21 protein-coding genes and 1 pseudogene are annotated in these 20,425 nt (G+C 59.4%); 8 read left to right on the forward strand and 14 right to left on the reverse strand.

The genetic code is table 11. The features are described 5' to 3' along the window. Positions 1-170: 170 nt before the first annotated feature. The 3 genes from K7A42_RS08725 to K7A42_RS08735 all read right to left on the reverse strand — a co-directional run bounded on the left by K7A42_RS08725 (position 171) and on the right by K7A42_RS08735 (position 2,356). The gene (locus K7A42_RS08725) at positions 171-614 is read right to left on the reverse strand and encodes an SRPBCC family protein (RefSeq protein WP_004437482.1); all 444 of its coding nucleotides are present in this window, start codon (positions 612-614) and stop codon (positions 171-173) included. Positions 615-637: 23 nt separating this feature from the next. After that, positions 638-1,261: a TetR/AcrR family transcriptional regulator gene (locus K7A42_RS08730; RefSeq protein ID WP_072495007.1), complete on the reverse strand. Its 624-nt coding sequence runs from the start codon at positions 1,259-1,261 to the stop codon at positions 638-640. 195 nt (positions 1,262-1,456) lie between these two features. Next, positions 1,457-2,356, reverse strand: coding sequence for a LysR family transcriptional regulator (locus K7A42_RS08735; protein ID WP_004437488.1), 900 nt, complete (start codon positions 2,354-2,356; stop codon positions 1,457-1,459). Between the two features lie 119 nt (positions 2,357-2,475). Here K7A42_RS08735 and K7A42_RS08740 point away from each other — a divergent pair, with 119 nt between their 5' ends. The 6 genes from K7A42_RS08740 to K7A42_RS08765 all read left to right on the forward strand — a co-directional run bounded on the left by K7A42_RS08740 (position 2,476) and on the right by K7A42_RS08765 (position 8,824). Then, entirely contained in the window at positions 2,476-3,408 is a 933-nt protein-coding gene (locus K7A42_RS08740; protein WP_004437491.1) for a ring-cleaving dioxygenase, read from the forward strand. Positions 3,409-3,548: 140 nt separating this feature from the next. After that, positions 3,549-4,238 (forward strand): hydrolase, encoded by a 690-nt coding sequence (locus tag K7A42_RS08745; RefSeq protein WP_004437494.1) that lies wholly within the window; start codon positions 3,549-3,551, stop codon positions 4,236-4,238. A gap of 73 nt (positions 4,239-4,311) precedes the next feature. Beyond that, positions 4,312-4,602, forward strand: a complete 291-nt coding sequence (locus tag K7A42_RS08750; RefSeq protein WP_006699976.1) for a XapX domain-containing protein — start codon at positions 4,312-4,314, stop codon at positions 4,600-4,602. After that, a complete protein-coding gene (locus tag K7A42_RS08755; RefSeq protein WP_174151135.1) occupies positions 4,602-6,584 on the forward strand; it encodes an amidohydrolase in 1,983 nt (660 codons plus the stop codon). Before K7A42_RS08750 ends, K7A42_RS08755 begins: the two co-directional genes overlap by 1 nt. A gap of 204 nt (positions 6,585-6,788) precedes the next feature. Next, the gene (locus K7A42_RS08760) at positions 6,789-7,229 is read left to right on the forward strand and encodes a DoxX family protein (protein WP_112555307.1); all 441 of its coding nucleotides are present in this window, start codon (positions 6,789-6,791) and stop codon (positions 7,227-7,229) included. After that, a complete protein-coding gene (locus K7A42_RS08765) occupies positions 7,226-8,824 on the forward strand; it encodes an MFS transporter (protein WP_112555309.1) in 1,599 nt (532 codons plus the stop codon). Before K7A42_RS08760 ends, K7A42_RS08765 begins: the two co-directional genes overlap by 4 nt. A 49-nt stretch (positions 8,825-8,873) precedes the next feature. On the opposite strand, the gene K7A42_RS08770 is transcribed toward K7A42_RS08765, so the two are convergent. Continuing rightward, positions 8,874-9,656, reverse strand: a complete 783-nt coding sequence (locus K7A42_RS08770) for a pyrroline-5-carboxylate reductase (protein WP_044459515.1) — start codon at positions 9,654-9,656, stop codon at positions 8,874-8,876. A 119-nt stretch (positions 9,657-9,775) separates the two neighbouring features. After that, on the reverse strand, positions 9,776-10,627 hold the full coding sequence (locus K7A42_RS08775; RefSeq protein WP_174151136.1) for a LysR family transcriptional regulator: 852 nt from the start codon (positions 10,625-10,627) through the stop codon (positions 9,776-9,778). Between the two features lie 129 nt (positions 10,628-10,756). Here K7A42_RS08775 and K7A42_RS08780 point away from each other — a divergent pair, with 129 nt between their 5' ends. Continuing rightward, positions 10,757-12,277: an MFS transporter gene (locus K7A42_RS08780; protein WP_112555312.1), complete on the forward strand. Its 1,521-nt coding sequence runs from the start codon at positions 10,757-10,759 to the stop codon at positions 12,275-12,277. Positions 12,278-12,285: 8 nt separating this feature from the next. Here the strand turns inward: K7A42_RS08780 and K7A42_RS08785 are convergent, their stop codons facing one another. After that, positions 12,286-13,443, reverse strand: coding sequence for an ATP-binding protein (locus K7A42_RS08785; RefSeq protein WP_112555314.1), 1,158 nt, complete (start codon positions 13,441-13,443; stop codon positions 12,286-12,288). Further along, positions 13,440-14,138: a response regulator gene (locus tag K7A42_RS08790; protein WP_004437520.1), complete on the reverse strand. Its 699-nt coding sequence runs from the start codon at positions 14,136-14,138 to the stop codon at positions 13,440-13,442. The genes K7A42_RS08785 and K7A42_RS08790 overlap by 4 nt, the downstream gene beginning before the upstream one ends. A gap of 298 nt (positions 14,139-14,436) precedes the next feature. On the opposite strand from K7A42_RS08790, the gene K7A42_RS08795 reads away from it, so the two are divergent. After that, complete coding sequence (locus K7A42_RS08795; RefSeq protein WP_282455074.1) at positions 14,437-15,147, forward strand: phosphatase PAP2 family protein; 711 nt, start codon at positions 14,437-14,439, stop codon at positions 15,145-15,147. Between the two features lie 86 nt (positions 15,148-15,233). On the opposite strand, the gene K7A42_RS08800 is transcribed toward K7A42_RS08795, so the two are convergent. The 7 genes and pseudogenes from K7A42_RS08800 to K7A42_RS08830 form a co-directional block, all read right to left on the reverse strand. Beyond that, a complete protein-coding gene (locus tag K7A42_RS08800) occupies positions 15,234-15,518 on the reverse strand; it encodes a copper-binding protein (protein ID WP_004437527.1) in 285 nt (94 codons plus the stop codon). A gap of 23 nt (positions 15,519-15,541) precedes the next feature. Next, complete coding sequence (locus K7A42_RS08805; protein ID WP_004437529.1) at positions 15,542-16,018, reverse strand: cupredoxin domain-containing protein; 477 nt, start codon at positions 16,016-16,018, stop codon at positions 15,542-15,544. Positions 16,019-16,053: 35 nt separating this feature from the next. Then, entirely contained in the window at positions 16,054-17,403 is a 1,350-nt protein-coding gene (locus tag K7A42_RS08810; RefSeq protein ID WP_112555318.1) for a multicopper oxidase family protein, read from the reverse strand. A gap of 14 nt (positions 17,404-17,417) precedes the next feature. Further along, on the reverse strand, positions 17,418-18,896 hold the full coding sequence (locus K7A42_RS08815) for a TolC family protein (protein ID WP_112555320.1): 1,479 nt from the start codon (positions 18,894-18,896) through the stop codon (positions 17,418-17,420). Further along, positions 18,893-19,123 (reverse strand): hypothetical protein, encoded by a 231-nt coding sequence (locus K7A42_RS08820; RefSeq protein WP_004437539.1) that lies wholly within the window; start codon positions 19,121-19,123, stop codon positions 18,893-18,895. The genes K7A42_RS08815 and K7A42_RS08820 overlap by 4 nt, the downstream gene beginning before the upstream one ends. An 87-nt stretch (positions 19,124-19,210) precedes the next feature. Beyond that, positions 19,211-19,639 (reverse strand): hypothetical protein, encoded by a 429-nt coding sequence (locus tag K7A42_RS08825; protein ID WP_112555425.1) that lies wholly within the window; start codon positions 19,637-19,639, stop codon positions 19,211-19,213. A 270-nt stretch (positions 19,640-19,909) separates the two neighbouring features. Further along, positions 19,910-20,353 (reverse strand): annotated as a pseudogene (locus K7A42_RS08830) (acetyltransferase); the annotation flags it as partial. Positions 20,354-20,425: the final 72 nt, after the last annotated feature.

Below are 20,425 nucleotides of genomic sequence, written 5' to 3' on the forward strand. Positions count from 1 at the left end.
ACGGTCGTTCGAGTTCTGGACGGGCTGCAAGACCCTGCCCAAGCAGCGGGGGAAAGGAAGGAGGCCCGGATATCCGTGCGATGACAGATCCGGAGCCTCCGGGAGCTGGGAGTTCATGTAAGCCCTGCGCAGGCAGATCATGCGCTCGCAATTTGGAACATTGTCGCGCGCTATTGCGTGATTTCGGGTTCCACGAGTTTGGCAAGCTTGCGCAGTGACTCCTGCCAGCCGAGATAACATGCATCAGCCGGAATGATATCCGGCACGCCCTCCTGTTCGATATTCACTTCGGTGCCGGATGCCACTGCCTTCATGCTCACCGTGACTTTCATTTCGCCAGGCAGGTTGGGATCGTCGAAGCGGTCCGTGTAGACAAGGCGCTCTCCGGGCACGAGTTCAACATAGGTCCCGCCAAAGGAATGACTGTCGCCCGTCGTGAAATTTCGGAAAGACATCCGGTGATTGCCACCGACCTTCGCATTCAGTTCATGAACGGTACAGGTGAACCCGAATGGCGGGAGCCAGCTTGAAATCGCATCCGGTTCGATGAACGCGCGATAGAGCTTTTCGGGTTTCGTTGCGAAGACGCGATGTAGACGAATGACGCTTGGCATGGTTTCCTCCTGTTGATGCGTTGTCATTCAACGTGGTCGATCATTGTCGGGCTGAACAGCAGCCGGATATAGCGGTGAAGATGGTCGAGGCTTTCGACGGCTTGCTGCGGATTCCCGCTCGCTTTTGCCAGAATGAAGGCGCCCTGGATGACGGCTTGAATGTGCAGGGCAAGACTTTCCGCCGTAAATGTCTCTGTTATCCTGTATTGATTCAGGGCTGCTTCGATATCGCTGACAAGTGTTTCGGCGTGGCCTGAAATGCTGGTCCAGCACGCTTGCCGGATCGCCTCGCTGGTCTCGTAAACCTCCTGCGCCATGGTGCCGACAAAGCAGGTAAAATCCGGCAAGTCGCCCTGTATCAACTGCTTGCGGAAGGCGACATAGTTCAGCAGTCGCTCCAGTGGATCAGCGGCATCATGATAGGACGCGGTTTCGAACACGGCACCGGTTACCTCCGACCAGTGCTGGGCAGCCGCGACCGCCATTTCCTCCTTGCTGGAGAAATGGTGAAAGAACGCACCTTTGGACAGCTCGGCCTTGGCGCAGACATCGTCAACTGTCGTCGCGGCGTAACCTTTCGTCCGGATGACGGTAAATGCCGCCTCCAGCAGGCCCGGCCTGGTCAATGGGTTCTGTTTCCTTGCCACATCAAATCTCCCTTGCTTGATTAAATACAGACTAGTCGGTATTTAATCAAGCGGAATTTTACTGGTGTGTTGTCCGGTGACTTCCCGGTCCAATATTGTTGGGCAGGATGGCGCATAACAGAAGGCGCGCGCTCGATCACGCGAGGGAGCGCGCCGCTCCCGCGCCGTCATTAAAATGCGCAGATCCGGGCAGTTCTACTCCAGCGCCACCATGTAGGCTGGTAACTGTTCTTCGAAAAATTTCGAGAAAGTTGCGATGCGGGGCGGCAGGGCCTGATAGGGCGGATAATAGAGCGTCAGCCAGAGTTCCGGCGGCGACCAGCCGGGCAGGACATGGACGAGGCGGCCGCTGTGGATATGCTGTGCGATGTTGAAGCCCGGCAGCAAGGCGACCCCTGCGCCATCCGCAGCCATATCGGCCAGAACCTCGCCGCTATTGGCGCTGAAGGCACGACCTGCCGTTATCGTGATACTTGACCCGCCATCTGACAGAACCCAATTCTCCCGACGGCTCTCGCCGCTGTAGGCAAGGCAATCGTCAGGCGTCAGTTCAGCGGGGTGTTTCATCTGCGCGAACCGGCTGCCCGGAGCCGCCACCAATATGCGCGGTACAGCCCTGATCTTGCGCCATATGGTGAATTTGTCCGATGGGGCGGACGAGATACGGATCGCCAGATCGTAGTCATCATCCACGATATTGACCAGGCCGTCCGATAACGAAATCTCGAAGCACATTTTCGGATAGAGTTCCCGGAAGCCCGACAGGATCGGCGGCAGCACCGTTTTGCCGAGCCATGTCGGCGCGCTGATCCTCAGGCGTCCCTCGTCGGCCTTGTGGGCGTTGCGAACATCGCGCCGGGCGTTCTCCAAAGCCTCGACCGCCGGCTGAATCTGTGCGGCGAAGACGGCCCCGTCCGTCGTGAGCGATACCTGACGGGTGGTCCGGACGAATAATTGCACGCCGAGATCATCTTCAAGTGCTGCAATCGCACGGGTGACGGCCGCTGCCGTCATGCCGAGTTCACGGGCCACCTGCGCGAAGTTGCGCTTTTCGGCCGCCATCAGGAAGGTTTTGAGAGCTTTGTGATCGTTCATCTCTATTATTTCAAAAATCGCAATTCATTCGAGAAAAATATTGCAATTCCGCGATGCAATCAAGCGGGTTACATCTTTCTCCATCGAAACGGGCATACCAACAGCGAAAGGCGCCGACGATGATCAAGGATATCAAGGGCCTGCACCACGTTACCTCGATGGCGTCGGATGCGCGGCAGAACAACAGCTTCTTCACCGATACGCTCGGCCTGCGCCGGGTCAAGAAAACCGTTAACTTCGACGAGCCAAGCGTCTATCACCTTTATTACGGTGACGAAAAGGGAACCCCGGGCACCGTCATGACGTATTTTCCCTTCGCCAACATGATGGCCGGCCGTCCGGGCGTCGGCGAAGTGGGCGAGACACAGTTTTCCGTCCCCAAGGGTTCGCTCGGCTTCTGGAAAGATCGTCTCATTACGAAAGGTGCCGCCGGCCTTCAGGCCGATACGGTCTTCGGTGCACAGCGCCTGCGTTTTACCGGTCCGGATGGCGATGGACTCGCGCTGATCGAAACGGATAACGATGCTCGCGCTCCATGGCTTGCCGAGGGCATCTCCGAAGACAACGCCATACGCGGCTTCACCGGTGCGCGCTTCAATCTGAATGATACGGCCGCGACCGAGGAACTGCTTCGCTTCATGGGATATGAGCGCGCCGATGTAGAAGGCGATGTAACCCGCTTCGTCATTCCCGGCGGCAACGGCGCCGATACGATTGATCTCGCCACACTGCCAAAGACGCCCTTTGCCCGTCCGGGAGCCGGTTCGGTTCATCACATCGCTTTCGCGGTTGAAAACCGTCAAAAGCAGCTGGACGTGCGCAAGGCGCTGATGGACACCGGCTATCAGGTCACCCCTGTCATCGACCGCGATTACTTTTGGGCGATCTATTTCCGCACGCCGGGCGGCATCCTGTTCGAAATCGCCACCAACGAACCCGGTTTCGATCGCGACGAGGATACCGCGCATCTGGGCGAAGCGCTCAAGCTGCCAAGCCGTTATGAGCCTTTCCGCAATCAGATCGAGGCGAACCTCGCTCCCCTTGCGGCATAAAGCGGGTCGTTGATCCGCATCCACCGAAGAAATCATATCCACGCTTTCAAGGCGGCTGCCCCTGCCGGGCAGCTGACCGGCGAAGCCTTGTCAATTTCACCGCCGTCGATCGGCAATCACCACCTGAACGGAGAACCACCATGTCGAAGCTTGAAGTCCTTACTCCCGCCAACAGCCAGATCATCTTCATCGACCAGCAGCCGCAGATGGCTTTCGGTGTGCAGTCGATCGATCGCCAGACCCTGAAGAACAATGTCGTCGGCCTCGCCAAGGCTGCAAAGATCTTCAACATTCCGACGACAATCACCACGGTTGAAACGGAAAGCTTCTCCGGCAACACCTTCCCGGAACTGCTGGCAGTATTCCCGGAAAACGACATTCTCGAACGTACCTCGATGAATTCCTGGGATGACCAGAATGTCCGCGATGCCCTGGCGAAGAATGCTGCCAACGGTCGCAAGAAGATTGTTGTTTCCGGCCTCTGGACGGAAGTGTGCAACACCACCTTCGCTCTTTCGGCGCTGCATGATGTCGCCGATTACGAAATCTACATGGTGGCGGATGCATCTGGCGGCACCTCTGTCGATGCGCATAAATATGCCATGGACCGCATGGTGCAGGCGGGCGTCATCCCCGTCACCTGGCAGCAGGTGCTGCTGGAATGGCAGCGCGACTGGGCCCGCAAGGAAACCTATGACGCCGTCACCTCGCTGGTGAAGGAACATTCAGGCGCTTACGGCATGGGCATCGATTATGCGGTCACGCATGTTCATGGCGGTGCTGAGCGCGTCAAGCACGGCAAGCGCATCGGCCCTAACCCCGCGAAATAAGCTTTCAACCCTGACGCGCCGGCGGGATCAATATACCGGCCGGCGCGGCTTTATCCACCCAAAGGAGGTTTCCATGAAAGTCTATCTTCTGTCGCTTGGCGCCGGCCTGCTCGTCGGCATCGTTTACAGCCTGCTCAATGTGCGTTCGCCCGCGCCGCCCGTCATTGCCTTGGTCGGTCTGCTGGGCATCCTGGTCGGAGAACAGATCATCCCTTTCGCAAGAACGATCATAGACAGGGAACCGGCCGCCGTTTCGTGGTTCAACCAGATCAAGCCGCACATGTTCGGTCATATGCCCAGGGGTGGTGTCGAAACGGTAGATATTGCCAAGGGCAACGCACCCATCGAGAGGGAGAGAAGCTGATGCCGACACGACGCACTTTCCTCGGCGCGGCATCCAGTCTCGCCTTTCCGAATCTGTTTTCACCGGCTAAGGCCGCTGATCCCATCAAGAGCGGAGCTTCGTCCATGCATCCAGATACCATCCTTCACAATGGCCGCGTCACGACACTTGATCGTGCCAATCCGAATGCAACGGCAGTCGCCATCAAGGATGGTCTGTTTCTGGAGGTGGGAAGCGATACCGAGGTCATGGCCCTTGCCGGGCCGGAAACGAAGATCATCGACCTGAGGGGCAAGCGGGTTCTGCCGGGCCTGATCGACAACCACACCCACGTCGTGCGTGGGGGCCTGAACTTCAATATGGAACTGCGCTGGGACGGCGTGCGCTCGCTTGCCGATGCCATGGACATGCTGAAACGCCAGGTCGCGATAACGCCAGCCCCGCAATGGGTGCGCGTCGTCGGCGGTTTCACCGAGCACCAATTCGTCGAAAAGCGTTTGCCTACCATCGAGGAGATCAATGCGGTCGCGCCGGATACGCCGGTCTTCCTTCTGCATCTTTACGACAGGGCGCTGCTTAACGGCGCGGCGCTGCGTGCCGTCGGTTATACCAAGGACACGCCGAACCCGCCCGGTGGCGAAATCACCCGTGATGCCAACGGCAATCCCACCGGCCTGCTGCTCGCCAAGCCGAATGCCGGCATTCTCTATTCGACGCTTGCCAAGGGGCCGAAACTGCCGCTCGACTATCAGGTCAATTCCACCCGCCATTTCATGCGCGAACTGAACCGGCTGGGTGTGACCGGCGTCATCGATGCCGGCGGCGGCTTCCAGAATTATCCGGATGATTACGAGGTGATCCAGAAGCTGTCAGATGAGAACCAGATGACCGTTCGGCTGGCCTACAACCTCTTCACGCAGAAGCCGAAACAGGAAAAGGAAGACTTCCTCAACTGGACGCAATCGGTCAAATACAAGCAGGGCAACGATTATTTCCGGCACAATGGTGCGGGTGAAATGCTGGTCTTTTCCGCGGCCGATTTCGAGGATTTCCGTCAGCCGCGGCCCGATATGCCGCCGGAGATGGAAGGCGAACTTGAAGATGTTGTCCGGATTCTCGCGGAAAACCGCTGGCCCTGGCGCCTGCATGCCACCTATGACGAGACCATTTCGCGGGCGCTGGATGTCTTCGAAAAGGTCAATCGTGATATCCCGCTCGAAGGGCTTAACTGGTTCTTCGACCACGCAGAAACCATTTCTGACCGCTCCATCGACCGTATCGCCGCGCTTGGCGGTGGCATCGCCACCCAGCACCGCATGGCCTATCAGGGCGAATATTTCGTTGAACGTTATGGTCAGGGCGTGGCCGAAGCCACACCACCGATCCGGCGCATGCTCGATAAGGGTGTGAACGTTTCGGCTGGAACGGACGCAACGCGCGTCGCCTCCTACAATCCGTGGGTGTCGCTCTTCTGGATGGTGACCGGCAAGACCGTTGGCGGCATGCAGCTTTACCCGCGCGCCAATTGCCTAGACCGCGAAACGGCGCTGCGCATGTGGACGGAAAAAGTCACCTGGTTCTCGAATGAAGAAGGCAAGAAGGGCCGCATCGAGAAAGGCCAGTTCGCCGATCTCGTGGTGCCGGACAAGGACTTCTTCTCCTGTGCGGAGGATGAAATCTCCTTCCTTACCTCGGAACTGACGATGGTGGGTGGCAAGGTCGTCTATGGCGCCGGTGACTTCAAGGCACTGGACGAGAGCAATATTCCGCCGGCCATGCCAGACTGGTCGCCAGTGCGCAAGTTCGGCGGCTACGCCGCCTGGGGTGAACCGGATGGCGCCGGCGCCCGCTCGCTGCGCCGCACGGCCATCTCCACCTGCGGCTGCGCCAGCGATTGCGGTGTGCATGGTCACGACCATGCCGGTGCCTGGACATCGAAGCTGCCGATTGCCGATCTCAAAGGCTTCTTCGGTGCCCTGGGCTGCTCCTGCTGGGCGGTATAAGCTTCATCGGCAAAAGAAGCCCACTCACGGGCGGCGCATGTGCCGCCCGTGGGATACGACCAATAACCGATAAAAGAATATTACAAATTACGCAATTATATCGAAACTATTGATGCAATTGTTGGCGGTAATCCTTTGCGCCAATATCGCTCCATCAGATGAACGCCAGCGCCGCTCGAACCGAACGGCCAGTAGGAGCACATTATGACTGAGCCGTTTTCAACCCTTCGCCTTCGGGTCTTCCTTGCGGATATCGTTGCCGCACCCGCCACAAAAACCCTTGCGCTTCTGGCGCTTTGCTCGGCCTATATTCAGGGACCGCTGACGAAGATTTTCGACTTTCCCGGGGCGATTGCCGAGATGAACCATTTTGGTCTTCAGCCGGCGGCCGCATTCGCCGTCGTCGTCATCCTGTTCGAACTCACCGCCTCCGCTCTGGTCGTGTCGGGCTTCCTGCGCTGGGCCGGAGCTCTGGCACTGGCGGGCTTCACTCTTGCCGCCACCTTCATCGCTCTCCGCTTCTGGGAAATGGCGCCGGGCATGGACCGCATGATGGCCACCAATGCCTTCTTTGAACATCTAGGTCTCGCTGGCGCATTTGTCGTCGTCGCTGCAATCGATCTCACGAAAGGAACGGGCAAATGAGCGCCGCAAAATCCTCCGCAAGCAGTTTTGCTCCGCTTGCACAACCGGTCTTCGCCGTCCTCTGGGCCGCGACTGTGCTGGGCAATACCGGCAGCTTCATGCGTGATGTCGCGAGTTCATGGTTGATGACCGATCTTTCGGCCTCTCCGGCGGCTGTCGCCATGGTGCAGGCCGCTGGAACCCTGCCGATCTTTCTTCTGGCGATCCCGGCCGGCGTGCTGACCGATATTCTCGACCGCCGCAAGTTCCTGATCGCAGTTCAGCTGTTGCTGGCCTCTGTCAGCGTCACACTCATGGTTCTTGCGCACACCGGCCTTTTGTCCGTCAGCGCCCTGATCGGTCTCACCTTCCTCGGCGGTGTCGGTGCGGCGCTGATGGGCCCGACCTGGCAGGCCATCGTACCGGAACTGGTGAAGCGCGAGGATATCAAGAGCGCCGTGGCTCTGAACTCGCTCGGCATCAATATCGCCCGTTCCATCGGTCCGGCTGCTGGCGGCATCCTGCTTGCGGCCTTCGGCGCGGCCTTTACCTATGGCGCCGATGTCGCCAGTTACTTCGTCGTCATCGCCGCCCTTTTGTGGTGGCCACGGGTAAAGAACGCTGATGATGCGCTGGCCGAAGGTTTCCTCGGCGCTTTCCGGGCGGGCCTTCGTTACACCCGTGCCAGCAAACCGCTTCATGTCGTGCTGCTGCGGGCCGCGATCTTCTTCGCTTTCGCCAGCGCCGTCTGGGCGCTGCTGCCCCTGGTTGCCCGGCAATTGCTCGGCGGAGACGCCAGCTTCTACGGTATCCTGCTCGGTGCTGTCGGCGCTGGCGCCATCGGCGGCGCGCTGGTCATGCCGAAGCTGCGCGAACGTTTCGATGCAGATGCCCTGCTTCTCGGTGCTGCCGCCATTACCGCACTCGTCATGGCCGCGCTTTCACTCGCACCGCCGAAGTGGCTTGCCATCATCGTCCTGCTGTTCCTCGGCGGCGCATGGATCACCGCTCTAACGACGCTGAACGGGGCCGCCCAGGCAGTTCTGCCAAACTGGGTACGTGGCCGTGGCCTTGCTGTCTATCTCACCGTCTTCAACGGCGCGATGACAGCCGGCAGCCTTGGCTGGGGTGCTGTTGGTGAAGCCACAGGTGTGCCGGGTGCATTGCTGATCGGTGCTGCGGGACTGCTGGTTGCGGGCCTTGTCATGCACCGCCTGAAACTGCCTGCGGGTGATGCGGATATGGTGCCATCAAACCATTGGCCGGAACCGCTCGTTGCCGAGCCGGTGGCCCATGATCGCGGCCCGGTGCTGATCCTGATCGAATATAATGTCGAAAAGCATCACCGCTCCGCTTTCCTGCATGCACTCGACGAGCTTTCCCAGGAACGTCGCCGCGATGGCGCCTATGGCTGGGGTGTCACGGAAGACTCCGCCGACCCGCAGAAGATCGTCGAATGGTTCATGGTGGAATCCTGGGCGGAACATCTTCGCCAGCACAAGCGGGTCTCCAATGCCGATGCAGATTTGCAGGGCAAGGTGCTGGCTTATCATTCCGGGCTGGAAAAGCCTGTCGTGCGCCACTTCCTGACGATCAACCGTCCGGGCAAGGCATAAACAGAAGGGGCCGAAAGGCCCCTTTTTGTTCCTACCGTTGCACCGGCTGCTATCGCGCAATCCGCTCGAGCACGCGGCTCAATGCATCTTTCAAGGCCTTTGAACCGCCTTTGCCATCGAAGTCTTTGAGCACCTGTTCGTTGAGGCCGCCTTTGGTGGCGAATTCACGGCTGATATCGTTAAAATCCGCCTTGCTTCCGGCCAACACCGCCACCTCGGAGAGGCCGCCAAAGAGGGGCGCAAGATAGGCACGCGCCTTTTCTTCCGGCAGTCCGTTTTCGGCCAACCATTCCGTAGCTGTCTGCATGATGCCGAAATAAGTAGCCATCAGAGCGCTTCCGGCGGCCAGAAGGTCGTATTCGGCCTTGGTCTCGCATTCCACCGCATTGCCGAGCACGTTGAAGATTGCTGCCGTATCCCTATCGGCGGGATAAATGGCGGTGACGCCTTTGCGGCGGGCGACGAAGGGCAGCGGGATCGCCTGGGTGAGATGTACATCCGCATCGATCCAGTCGAGAAGGGTTTCCCGGCTGGTCGCAGCCACGACGCTGATGACTTTCTGTTCGTCCCTGAACCGTAGCGGCCGGATGACCTCCTCGGCGATCTGGGGACGGATTGCCAGCATGACGGTATCGCAGCCATCGACGATCGCCTGATTGTCGCTTGAGACGATCACCTGCGAAAAATCGGCAGCCAGTTCAGCCGAAACATCCGCGCTGCGCTGGGACACCATGACATGTGGTACGGCGGCGGGTCTGGCAAGCAGGCCGCGTACCATCGCGTCGGTGATGGCGCCTGTTCCGATAAAACCGATTTTTTGGGGCAGGGACATGAATACTCCACTGTGGCGGCTGGATCGAGAGATGGTCGGTCCTTCCAGTTTGGCGCGATGCTAGATTTTCCACCGGTAAATGTCGACAGGCGGTCGGGCTATCTGTGACGCCACGGCACTTAGGTCGGCCGATGCTCGCGAAAAGCGGCAGCGAGCGTTCGCAACGCCTCACGCGATCTGCTGTCCGTCAGGGTCGAGAACATGATGATTTCGGTGGAAGGCAGGGAAGGCAGCCCAAAACGCTGGCTCACCTCCACGGTGCCGGGTGGGGCAAGACGGGAGGAGAAGGCGGAAATCGCAAGTCCCGCCGAAACGGCCGCGGTTACCATGGACGATGTGCCGCCGAGGAAAACCTCCGTCCAGGCTATGCCAGCCCCGTCCAGGGCGCGGGTGGCTATATCACGCACGCCACAGGCGGGAGACAGTGCCGCAAGCCGCAACGGTTCACCCTGACGATGTTCGAATTGCGGGGTTGCATACCAGCCGAAATGCTCCGGTCCGAGAACCTCGCCATCGCGCCGGTCGTCCTCGCGTCTGATGATGGCCGCGTCGATTTCCCCACGGTCGAACGCGTCGAGCAGGGAGCGCGAATGGTCCATCCGCACTTCAATCGTCAGGCCCGGGTCATGGTCGTTGAGGCGGGCCAGAAGGGTTGGCACCTCCGGTCCTGCCACGTGGGCGGCAATGCCGAGGCCAAAACGACGGCGCGGTGAGGAAAAGCCTGCCAATGCGCGATCGTGTGCGGCGAGAAACTCGCGGGCGGGCGCCAAAAACACTGCACCCTGCGCGGATAGCCGCACCGAACGCGGTGTGCGTTCGAGCAGCCGCTGGCCCAGCCTGTCTTCCAATCGCTTGAGCTTGACGCTGATCGCGCCCTGGGTGGTGCCGAGCGCTTCGGCCGCGCGGGTGAAGCTCTGCATATCGGCGATGGTAACGAAGGCTTCGACGGCCTCCACATCCAGCGTGCTCATGTCGACTATTCCAATTTGTTGTCTCTGAAATAGTCAATCATCCAATTCAGTTATGGTCAAGCTTTGTCTAGCCTGTCGCCTCCGTAGATCGGTTTCACAGTTGCGAGCCGAGCCAAGAAAGGCTGAAGAATGACCCTTGCTATTACCGAACAAACGGGCAGCAGAAGCGCCATGGCGCTCGCTGCCGTTTGTCTCTCCGCTCTTATGTTCGGACTGGAAATCTCCAGCGTTCCGGCGATCCTGCCGACACTGGAACAGGTACTGCACGCGGATTTCCGGCAACTCCAGTGGATCATGAATGCCTATACCATCGGCGTGACCATGGTGCTGATGGCAACCGGTGCGCTGGCCGACCGCTTCGGCCGCAAACGTGTCTTTATTGCCAGTATTGCTGCCTTTGCCCTTTCTTCCCTTGCCTGCGGAATGACGCAGAATGTTCCGGTGCTGATCGGCGCGCGCTTCTTTCAGGGCTTGAGCGGTGGAGCGATGCTGGTGTGCCAGATCGCCATTCTGTCGCACCAGTTCCGTACGGCGCGGGAGCGCGGCATGGCCTTCGGCTGGTGGGGAATCATCTCGGGCGTTGGGCTCGGTTTCGGCCCGATCATCGGTGGTGCCATTGTTGCGCTGTGGAGCTGGGAATGGGTTTTCCTCGTTCACGTAGCGCTCGCCATCGTGACGTGGCTGCTTGCTTCGGGCGGTGTGAGAGAATCGCGTGACCCGGAGGCGGCACGTCTGGATATCGCCGGCATGGCCACGCTTTCGCTGTCCGTTTTTTGCCTGGCCTTTTTCATCACACAGGGACCCGAGCTTGGTTTTGCGAGCCCGGCGGCGCTTCTGATCCTTGGCGCCTCGGCTGCGAGCTTCATCGCCTTCCTGATTGCCGAAAAGCTTATCTCAAGACCGATGTTCGACTTCTCAGTGTTCCGCATCCGGCCTTTTTCCGGGGCGATCATCGGTTCGGCCGCGATGAATATCAGCTTCTGGCCGTTCATGATCTATCTGCCGATCTGGTTTCAGGCTGGCCTCGGTTATGACAGCGTCACCGCCGGGCTCGGCCTGCTTGCCTATACGCTGCCAGCCTTGGTGGTCCCGCCTCTGGCGGAACGCCTGTCGCTGCGCTACCAACCCCGCCTCGTCATTCCGGCAGGACTGTTCACTATCGGCCTCGGCTTCATGCTGATGAAGCTGGGAAGCGGTATCGAAGAGGCGAACTGGCTTACAATGCTGCCCGGCTGCATCCTCGCCGGAATGGGGCTCGGACTTACCAATACCCCCGTTACCAACACGACCACGGGCGCGGTTTCGCCCGCCCGTTCGGGCATGGCTTCGGGCATCGACATGAGCGCACGCATGATCTCGCTTGCCATCAACATTCCAATCATGGGCTTTATTCTGGTCGAGGGCGTGGGGGCGTCGCTTCGGGCGAACCTGCCGATCGGGGCGGATGTGTCTCATGTGCAGTCGCTGGCGGAAAAGATCGCCGCGGGAACTGCTGGCGCCTCGGCGCAGGGCGTTTCGGAAGAGCTTGTCCACCGGGCGCTTGCGGATGGGTTCGGCCTGGTCATGCTTTATGCCGGCATCAGTGTATGGCTACTCACCGCCATCAGCTTCATGATCTTCGGGCCGGCGCGAAAGCCTGCCCATGACTAGGGTGGAGTTCAGGATGCCTCCCGGAAAATGACGGTCACGATCGTTCCGCCCTCCGGACGCGCCTTTATTTGCAGATCGCTGTCATGCGCCTGTGCGATTGCGCGGGCAATGGACAGGCCGAGACCTGTCCCGCCGGTCTTGCGCGCGCGTGACGGTTCCATCCGCCAGAAGAGTTCGATGCCGTGCGCCTCGACGCCGGCGGGGAAGCCCGGCCCTTTATCCTCGATCGAGACGAAGGCGCGCCCGTCCTGAAGCCCGGTCGAGCAACGCATAAACCCGCCGCTCGCCGCGTAGCGGCGCACATTGTCCATCAGGATAAGCAGCAGCTGCCGAAGGCGTTGACGGTCGCCGCAAACTGATGCTGCCTCCAGCGACATCTCGAGATCAATGCCTGCTTCGTTCATGAGCGGCCGCGCCGCCTCCGCCACGGCCGCGCATTCGGCGGCAAGATCAAGTGGCTCGGTATCTTTGACGAGGCTGTTGGTTTCGGCCAGAGAAAGCGTGCGCAAATCATCCACGAGACGTGCCAGCCCCTCCACATGGACGATGAGGTGGCGAATGGCTTCCTTGTCGAGGGGAAAGAGATCATCGGCAATGCCGTGCAAACGGCCCTGCAGGATCGTGAGCGGGGTGCGCAGTTCATGGGCTACCGCCATCGTGTTGAACTTCAACCGGTGCTCCATCATCTGAAGTTCCCGGACCAAGCTCTCGAAACTGTCGACGAGAAATGCGACCTCTGCGATGTGGCTCCCCTTGATCTCTGCTCCTCCGCTGAAGTTGCCGGTCGCCATGCGCCGCGCTGCATCGGCAAGTTCGCCGAGAGGTGCCGCAATGCGCCGAGAGATGAAGTAACCAAGCAAGCTGCAGAGAAAGACACCGAGCAATCCGAAAATGAATACGGATTTGATAAGCTCGTTATCGGCCTCGTCCTCGAGGCCCGGCAAAACCCTGACAAGGGCCTCAAGCTGACGCTGGTCCGGCATCACACCCCGGTCTATATCCGAGAAGGCCTTGGAGGCATCCGGCGATAGCTGGGCGATCATGCGCTCCTGAATATTGTCCGCATACCAGGAAACGCCGAAATAGACCAACGCAACCGCAAAGATGAGCATTGTAGTGATCGTGATCGCCGTCATCGTCCGCAGGCGGAGCCGCCAAGGCTTCATGGTTTTTGCTCCCCTGCCAGCCGATAACCGATGCTGCGCACCGAGACGAGATAACCGCAGGCGCCATGGTCCGTCAGTTTTTTGCGCAGATTGGCGATGTGTGTGTCGATAGTGCGCGCCAGCGCATCGCTTTCCGGCAGGCAGGCGTCAAGAATATCGGCACGCTGAAAGGCGTGGGTGGGACGACGCGCCATATGGGCGAGGATCCTGAACTCGCTCAGCGTGAGCGGCAGAACGGCCCGCTGACCGTCGTTGCAGACGGCTGCGACATAGGCTTCGGTGTCTACCTCAATGGGCCCGAAACGTAAAACTCCGCCAGAGCCCGGTTGCCGCGTGCGTTTCAGCACGGCATTCACCCGCGCGATCAATTCATGCGGATTGAAAGGTTTGACGATGTAGTCGTCAGCGCCGAGGCGAAGGCCCGTCAGCTTGTCCATGTCCTCGGCGAGAGATGTGACCATGATGACAGGCGTCTCCCGTTCCCGCCGGATGCGGTTCAAAACCTCGATGCCGTCGAATTTCGGCAGGCGAATGTCGAGGAGAACCAGATCAGGTCTCAACATGGAGAAATGGGTCAGCGCCGTTTCTCCGTCGCTGGCTCTGACGGTTCTGTATCCTTCGCGAACGAGATAGGCGTCTAGGATCTGAATAATATCGGGGTCGTCTTCGACGATTAGAATTAGTCCTTTGTCCATACTCAATCCGCAAGTTTACTGGTGTCGGCCGTGGCAGCGCCGGGACGCTAAGCGGATGCGGAACATCGGGCAAGAGCCGCTGTGCCTGAATGGATCCCACCGGCACTCCTTTCCATACACTCTTGTGTCTTTCTCCGCAGAGCCTTGACATTTCTGCGGAAGAGAACTGGCCATGCACCAGTCTCTCACCCATAAAACCCACCCCAAAAAGCGGCGTTTGACCCAACGGTCGAAATTTCGTGTCAACTTTATTTCTGTCATTCGTCAGGCATTTGCGCGTGCCTCCTGCAGTCCCTTTGTGCTGGCTCTTCTGGTCGCCCTTGCGATGATGATTGTCTTTACGATCAGGCCGGATATCGATCTTGGAGTAAGCCGGCAATTCTGGGCGGAAGGTTTCACACTCGGCGAGGACGAGTTCCTGATTTCCGTTCGCGATCTGAACCGCAGGCTTCCCTGGGTCTTGCTGTCCGGACTTGTGTTCATGCTTGTCGTAATGCCCTTCTCGCGCGGCTTGCCACGGCTTTTTCCACCACACAGACTGCTGCTTATTATCGTCTTTTTTGCCCTAGGACCGGGCGCTGCGGTGCATGCCCTGAAAAACCTGGTCGGCAGGGCAAGGCCGCGGCATCTCGCAGAGTTCGGGGGAGAGCTGGTTTATACACCGGTTCTTTCCCTCGGTGGCAGCTGCACCCGAAACTGCTCTTTTCCTTCCGGTGAAAGCGCTTCCGCAATCGCCCTTCTGGCCTTCATCATTCTCCTGCCAGAGAAATTTCGCCTGATCGGCACCGCGATATTGACGCCGTTCATCGTGATTTTCTCCCTGAACAGGGTGGCGATGGGAGCTCATTTCCTCTCGGATGTCCTGATTGCATGGCCTTTGATGTTTGCGGTATTTCTTCTGGTCCATCGGCCGTTCATCAACAATGGGCGTGCGATCGACGCGACTTTTTCGCGCAAGAGCGATGGTGCGCGGCGCTCCGACGAAACAAGACCGTTTGCCGAACAATAACGCCCGTCGGGCATCCGACCGCTAATATCAAAAGGGCAGCGGAAACCGCTGCCCCTTCCGTTTCTTCTGCGCAGATGATGGCAGCCTTATTTCACCTTTGCGACGACAAGCTTGCCGTCGGCGCGTTCGGCGATGAACTCGATATTGGCGCCTTCCTTGAGCTTTTCGAGCATCGCATCGTCCTTGACGCGGAACACCATGGTCATGGCTGGCATGTCGAGGTTCTTCAGTTCTTCATGGATGATCGTGACCTTCTTGGCGGCAGCATCGACTTTCTTGACTGTTCCCTTGGTGAATTCCTCTGCAAATGCGCTGAATGGAGCGGTGAGTAGAAGTGCGGCTGCGACGGTGATCTTAATGACGGTCTTCATGGTGAGATTCCTTCGGTCGTGGGTTACTTGGCGGATACTTTGAGATCGCCGCGCATGCCGGCCTCGTAATGTCCGGGTTTCAGGCAGGCGAATTCGAACATGCCGTCATTGGTGAATTTCCAGATGATTTCGCCGCTTTCTCCCGGCGCGAGGGTGATAGCGTTCGGGTTGTCGTGTTCCATCTCCGGCGCCTTGGCCATTGCAGCCTTGTGCTCCAGATTGGCTTTTTGCTCGTCCATGATGAATTCATGGTCCAGCTCGCCGGCATTCTTGACAGCGAAGCGAACCGTCTTGCCCTTCTTGAATTCGAATTTGGCGGGCGTGAACAGCATCTTGCCATCGGGTGTCTCTTTCATCGTCACCTGAATGGTCTGGGTCACCTTTGCCTTGTCGCCCGGTTCGCCCACCGCCATCGCTTCATGGCCGCCGCCGTGGGTGCCGGATGCGAGCGCTGGCGTGGCAAGAGTGGTGAGAAGCAGTGCAATTTTCAGTCTGGTCATGTCATTGTTCCTTGGTTTGTAAGGGTGGGTCATATTCAGCCGTGTTTCATCGGATGCGGCGTGATCTGCGTTTTGGGGTCGGTGTTCTTTTGGCTGTCCGGCAATTCGCCGGTCCACTCCCAGGCCTGCGTGCCGGGCGGATTTTCGTACCAGCCGGGGTCTGCGTAATCGCCCGCGGAAATGCCTTCGCGAACCTTCACGACAGAGAACATTCCGCCCATTTCGATCGGGCCGTGCGGGCCCCACCCCGTCATCATCGGAACGGTATTTTCGGGGATTTCCATTTCCATCGCGCCCATGTCGGCCATGCCGGCGGTGCCCATCGGCATATATTCCGGCCGGACCTTGCGGATCTTTTCGGTGACGCTTTTTTTGTCGACGCCGATGAAGGTGGGGACGTCATGTCCCATGGCGTTCATCGTATGGTGTGACTTGTGGCAATGGATCGCCCAGTCGCCGACATATTTGGCGTCGAATTCATAAGCCCGCATGGCGCCGACGGGAATATCGATGCTGACCTCCGGCCAGCGCGCCTCCGGCCGCACCCAGCCGCCATCCGTGCAGGTCACCTCGAAATCGTAACCGTGCATGTGGATCGGATGGTTGGTCATGGTCAGGTTACCGACGCGCACGCGCACCCGGTCGTCCCTGGAAACCACCAGCGGATCGATGCCCGGAAACACCCGGCTGTTCCATGCCCAAAGATTGAAATCCGTCATCGTCATGATTTTGGGGACGGAGGTGCCGGGATTGATGTCGAAGGCGTTGAGCAGGAACACAAAATCGCGGTCCACCGGCATGAAGGTGGGGTCCTTCGGATGGACAACGAAGAAGCCCATCATGCCCATCGCCATCTGCACCATCTCGTCCGAATGCGGGTGGTACATGAAGGTGCCCGACTTCAAGAGGTCGAACTCGTAGACGAAGGTCTTGCCGACGGGGATATGCGGCTGCGACAGTCCACCCACCCCGTCCATGCCCGATGGCAGGATCATGCCGTGCCAGTGGATCGTCGTATGTTCCGGCAGCTTGTTGGTAACAAAAATGCGCACCCGGTCGCCTTCCACGGCCTCGATGGTGGGGCCCGGTGACTGGCCGTTGTAACCCCATAGACGGGCAGTCATGCCCTCGGCCATTTCGCGTTCCACCGGCTCGGCGACAAGGTGGAATTCCTTGACGCCATTGTTCATCCGGAAGGGCAGGGTCCAGCCATTCAAGGTGACGACGGGATTATAATCGGGACCGGCGGTGGGCTTTACCGGCGCCTGCGTTGCCGCCGTTTCCATCACTGCCGCTTCCGGCAGGCTGCTGTTGGAGGTTTTCGCCCAGGCCGCCGAGGAGACCATCGCGGCGCTGACGCCCAGAAGTTGTCTTCTATTGAACATGGTCTTTCCCTTTCTCAATGTCCGCCACCACCGCCGCCGGAAGCGGCGGCAACCTCGGTCTCTCCGCCAGACGCGCCTGCGCCGCCGCCATAAATGGCAGGGGCGAGGCCGGCTTCGGCGAGCCAGAAGTCGCGTTTGGCATTGATGGCCAGCAGGTTTGAATTGACCTTCTCGCGGCTGTCGGCCAGCAGCTCGAACGTGTTGGTGAGCATGCCGTTATAGGTCAGCAGCGACTCTTCCTCGATCTTGTTGCGCAGGGGCACCACGCTGTTGCGGTAATGCCGGGCGATATCGTAATTCGAGCGATAGGCCTGATAGGCCGAGCGGGCCTCCGAGCGGATATTGACCGCCTTTTCCGCCAGCAGATTGGCTGCACGCATATAAGCGAGCTCGGATTCCCGCATGCGCGCCTGGCCGGAATCGAAGATCGGAATGACGAATTCCAGTTCCGCGTTGCCGGTCGTCTGCTTGTGCTTTTCGCCGTCTTCCAACTCGCGCTCGGTCTCGAAACCGGAGCGCAACTCGAGATCGGTGACATAGCGGGTGGCTTCCGTGAGCTTGAAGGAGCGCGCGGTCGCCTCAAGATCGAGTTTTGCCATCTGCAGATCAATGCGGCGTTGCAGCGCCTCCGCCTCGATCATGTCACGCTTGGCGAGTGTTTTTGGAAGCTGCGGCAGGCGGTTGGGAATGGCGTATTCGATATCCGCTCCCCATAGACCCATCAGCCGCGTCAGTTCTTCCTTGGCGAGGCGGGCTTCAAGTCGCGCCCTGGCGATCTGGCCCGTCAACTCGGCATAAAACACCTGCTCGCGGGCCTGGCCTTCCTTATTGAGCGAACCCGCCTCGCCAAGCTTCTTGGCGAGTTCAGAGGCGGCGTCCGCCGCGGTCTGCGCCTGCGCCAGTTGGCCGACATTTTCGAGGGCGGCAACGGCGTTGATCCATGCCCGGCGCGTATCTGCCGCCAGTTGCAGCGTTTTCAGCGCGGCGGCAAGCTGCGCCTTGCGGAAGTTGGTATCGGCAATCGCCACATTCTGCTTGAGGGTGGCGAGTGCCAGGATATTGGTGACGACCACACCCTCGATTGACTTATAGGCCCTGAGGCCGGGGGTGCCGATCCCCGTCAGCCCGATGCCGACCCGCGGATTGACCAGCATGGTCGATTGCCAGGCGGTAGCGGCGGCTTCCCCCAGATCGGCATAGGCCGCCTGCAGGCCCTTGTTGTTCAGCAGCGCAACCTGTACGGCGGTTTCGGCATCTAGGACCTTGCTGGCCGCCATCAGCCTTTTGACGCGGGCCTGTGTTGCCTGCGCTTCGACCCGGTTCTGCACCCAGATGGCCTGTTTTCCGGTCGCTTCCGATGTCTTTGCCGAAACATTGATGAACCCAGCATCCGACGCCGCATATTGTGCGGCCGAGACACAGCCACTGAGAAAAAGCGGCATGGATAGAACGGCTGCCAGTTTTGCGCCGAGTTTGAATGCACGTGGTGTCATGATGCGTCTCCTTTTGGAGCCTGCGCATCGTTCTGGTCACGCCAGGGTTTGGGATCGACCGGCATGCGGGCCGTGTAAGCCGAGACCGGGCTTTGGTAGCGAAGGGGGGCGACGGCAAGCGTCGGGTTTGCCGCGTCGTCATAGGAGGCGGCGTCATTCATCATCGATGTGGCTGTGCAGCCGCCCAGAAGCAGGGGCGCCGCAACCACAATATAAATTGGGTTCATGGGTCGTTTCCGAACAGGAGATGTAACGGCGTAGCGGCGTTACAGCCGCTCACGCACGGTCATTGCCCAAAGGCGGGCTTTGCCTGTTCAGATGTTCGGGGGGCGGTGAAGAAGCGGGGTCTGCCCCAGCGCCTTGCTGTCGTCGAGGAAGGAGCGGATGCCGCTGACGACGGGCGTGCCGACTGTGCCGTGATCGATCAGAACCGCCATGCCGAGACAGAAATCGCCGCAGCATTGTGGCTTCGCGGTTTTTTTGACACCACCGTCCTCGTCGGACATTCCCTGCAGGTCCTGGACGCCGTGGCGACCATGAGTGTCGGACATCATCGCCGAGCCGCCATGATCCATCATCTTGCTGTGATCCATCGTGGCGGATTGAGCGTGCTGCGTTCCTCCGGCGTCGGGACCATGCATTGCGGCGTTCACGGTGGAAACGCTGTAGCAAGCCAGTGATAGGATCATCACCAGTCTAAACATAAGGGCCAGCAATTTCGATGCTCGCAACGTTTCACGCATGGCCTTTAGAAAAGCCGCTGTCCAGTGATTTGTCAATGGATATGGTTCATAACCATTGATGAAAACCTTGATGTGAAGCTGATCGCCCATCCGATTTCATGCGAACGACCACAGCCCGATGCGGCCCTTTCGCCGACGATGCGGGTAATATCGGCGTCGGCGATGAAGTCGGGAGGAGGTAGCCCAAAGCGGCTCCGTCGCAGAAATTGCGGGCTCGGAAATCGGCGATGGTGTGCATGGCACTATCATCCCCGCGCCGCCGGCGGTCTTTTCTTCCGTCGGGCGAAATCGAAGATGGATGAGCGGATAGGGCCGCCCCTGTCCGTCGAGATCGGAGCGTCCCGTCGGCTTGAAGCCCAGCCGGCGATAAAAGCCCAGTGCTTCGCCGTTTTGCTCGTTAACGTCGGTTGTCAGTGCCGGGTGAAGCGCAAGCGCACTTTCCACCAGGGCCTTGCCGATGCCTTTGCCGTGATGGTCCGGATCGATGAACAGCGCCTCCATATGGCCTTCATGCAAAAACATGAAACCCAGGGCGCGGTCTGTCTCGTCGACGGCAAGCGTCAACGGCGCCTGCGGCAAAAATGCCCTGACTTCCTCGCCGATCGCAACGCGATCCTGCGGAAGTAGAAAGCCGTGGGTTGCGTCAACGGCCCTGCTCCATATGTCGAGGATGCGCGCCGCGTCGCCATTGGTGGAGGTGCGAAGTGATATCATTCCCGAGCTTTAGCAATTCGGACGGTTTCGCGCCATGGGCCTGCTCGATCTTTTCGTGGGCAAATATGTGGG

The organism is Agrobacterium sp. InxBP2 (assembly GCF_026191755.1).
Taxonomy (GTDB): domain Bacteria; phylum Pseudomonadota; class Alphaproteobacteria; order Rhizobiales; family Rhizobiaceae; genus Agrobacterium; species Agrobacterium pusense.

Excerpts from the sequence above, each read along its gene's own strand:
- K7A42_RS08740 (WP_004437491.1), top strand. The coding sequence starts at position 2,476 with ATGATCAAGGATATCAAGGGCCTGCACCACGTTACCTCGATGGCGTCG.
- K7A42_RS08765 (WP_112555309.1), top strand. The coding sequence starts at position 7,226 with ATGAGCGCCGCAAAATCCTCCGCAAGCAGTTTTGCTCCGCTTGCACAA.
- K7A42_RS08805 (WP_004437529.1), bottom strand. The coding sequence starts at position 16,018 with ATGACCAGACTGAAAATTGCACTGCTTCTCACCACTCTTGCCACGCCA.
- K7A42_RS08780 (WP_112555312.1), top strand. The coding sequence starts at position 10,757 with ATGACCCTTGCTATTACCGAACAAACGGGCAGCAGAAGCGCCATGGCG.
- K7A42_RS08735 (WP_004437488.1), bottom strand. The coding sequence starts at position 2,356 with ATGAACGATCACAAAGCTCTCAAAACCTTCCTGATGGCGGCCGAAAAG.
- K7A42_RS08760 (WP_112555307.1), top strand. The coding sequence starts at position 6,789 with ATGACTGAGCCGTTTTCAACCCTTCGCCTTCGGGTCTTCCTTGCGGAT.
- K7A42_RS08800 (WP_004437527.1), bottom strand. The coding sequence starts at position 15,518 with ATGAAGACCGTCATTAAGATCACCGTCGCAGCCGCACTTCTACTCACC.
- K7A42_RS08810 (WP_112555318.1), bottom strand. The coding sequence starts at position 17,403 with ATGTTCAATAGAAGACAACTTCTGGGCGTCAGCGCCGCGATGGTCTCC.
- K7A42_RS08755 (WP_174151135.1), top strand. The coding sequence starts at position 4,602 with ATGCCGACACGACGCACTTTCCTCGGCGCGGCATCCAGTCTCGCCTTT.
- K7A42_RS08745 (WP_004437494.1), top strand. The coding sequence starts at position 3,549 with ATGTCGAAGCTTGAAGTCCTTACTCCCGCCAACAGCCAGATCATCTTC.
- K7A42_RS08725 (WP_004437482.1), bottom strand. The coding sequence starts at position 614 with ATGCCAAGCGTCATTCGTCTACATCGCGTCTTCGCAACGAAACCCGAA.
- K7A42_RS08775 (WP_174151136.1), bottom strand. The coding sequence starts at position 10,627 with ATGAGCACGCTGGATGTGGAGGCCGTCGAAGCCTTCGTTACCATCGCC.
- K7A42_RS08815 (WP_112555320.1), bottom strand. The coding sequence starts at position 18,896 with ATGACACCACGTGCATTCAAACTCGGCGCAAAACTGGCAGCCGTTCTA.
- K7A42_RS08770 (WP_044459515.1), bottom strand. The coding sequence starts at position 9,656 with ATGTCCCTGCCCCAAAAAATCGGTTTTATCGGAACAGGCGCCATCACC.
- K7A42_RS08790 (WP_004437520.1), bottom strand. The coding sequence starts at position 14,138 with ATGGACAAAGGACTAATTCTAATCGTCGAAGACGACCCCGATATTATT.
- K7A42_RS08820 (WP_004437539.1), bottom strand. The coding sequence starts at position 19,123 with ATGAACCCAATTTATATTGTGGTTGCGGCGCCCCTGCTTCTGGGCGGC.
- K7A42_RS08785 (WP_112555314.1), bottom strand. The coding sequence starts at position 13,443 with ATGAAGCCTTGGCGGCTCCGCCTGCGGACGATGACGGCGATCACGATC.
- K7A42_RS08750 (WP_006699976.1), top strand. The coding sequence starts at position 4,312 with ATGAAAGTCTATCTTCTGTCGCTTGGCGCCGGCCTGCTCGTCGGCATC.
- K7A42_RS08825 (WP_112555425.1), bottom strand. The coding sequence starts at position 19,639 with ATGCGTGAAACGTTGCGAGCATCGAAATTGCTGGCCCTTATGTTTAGA.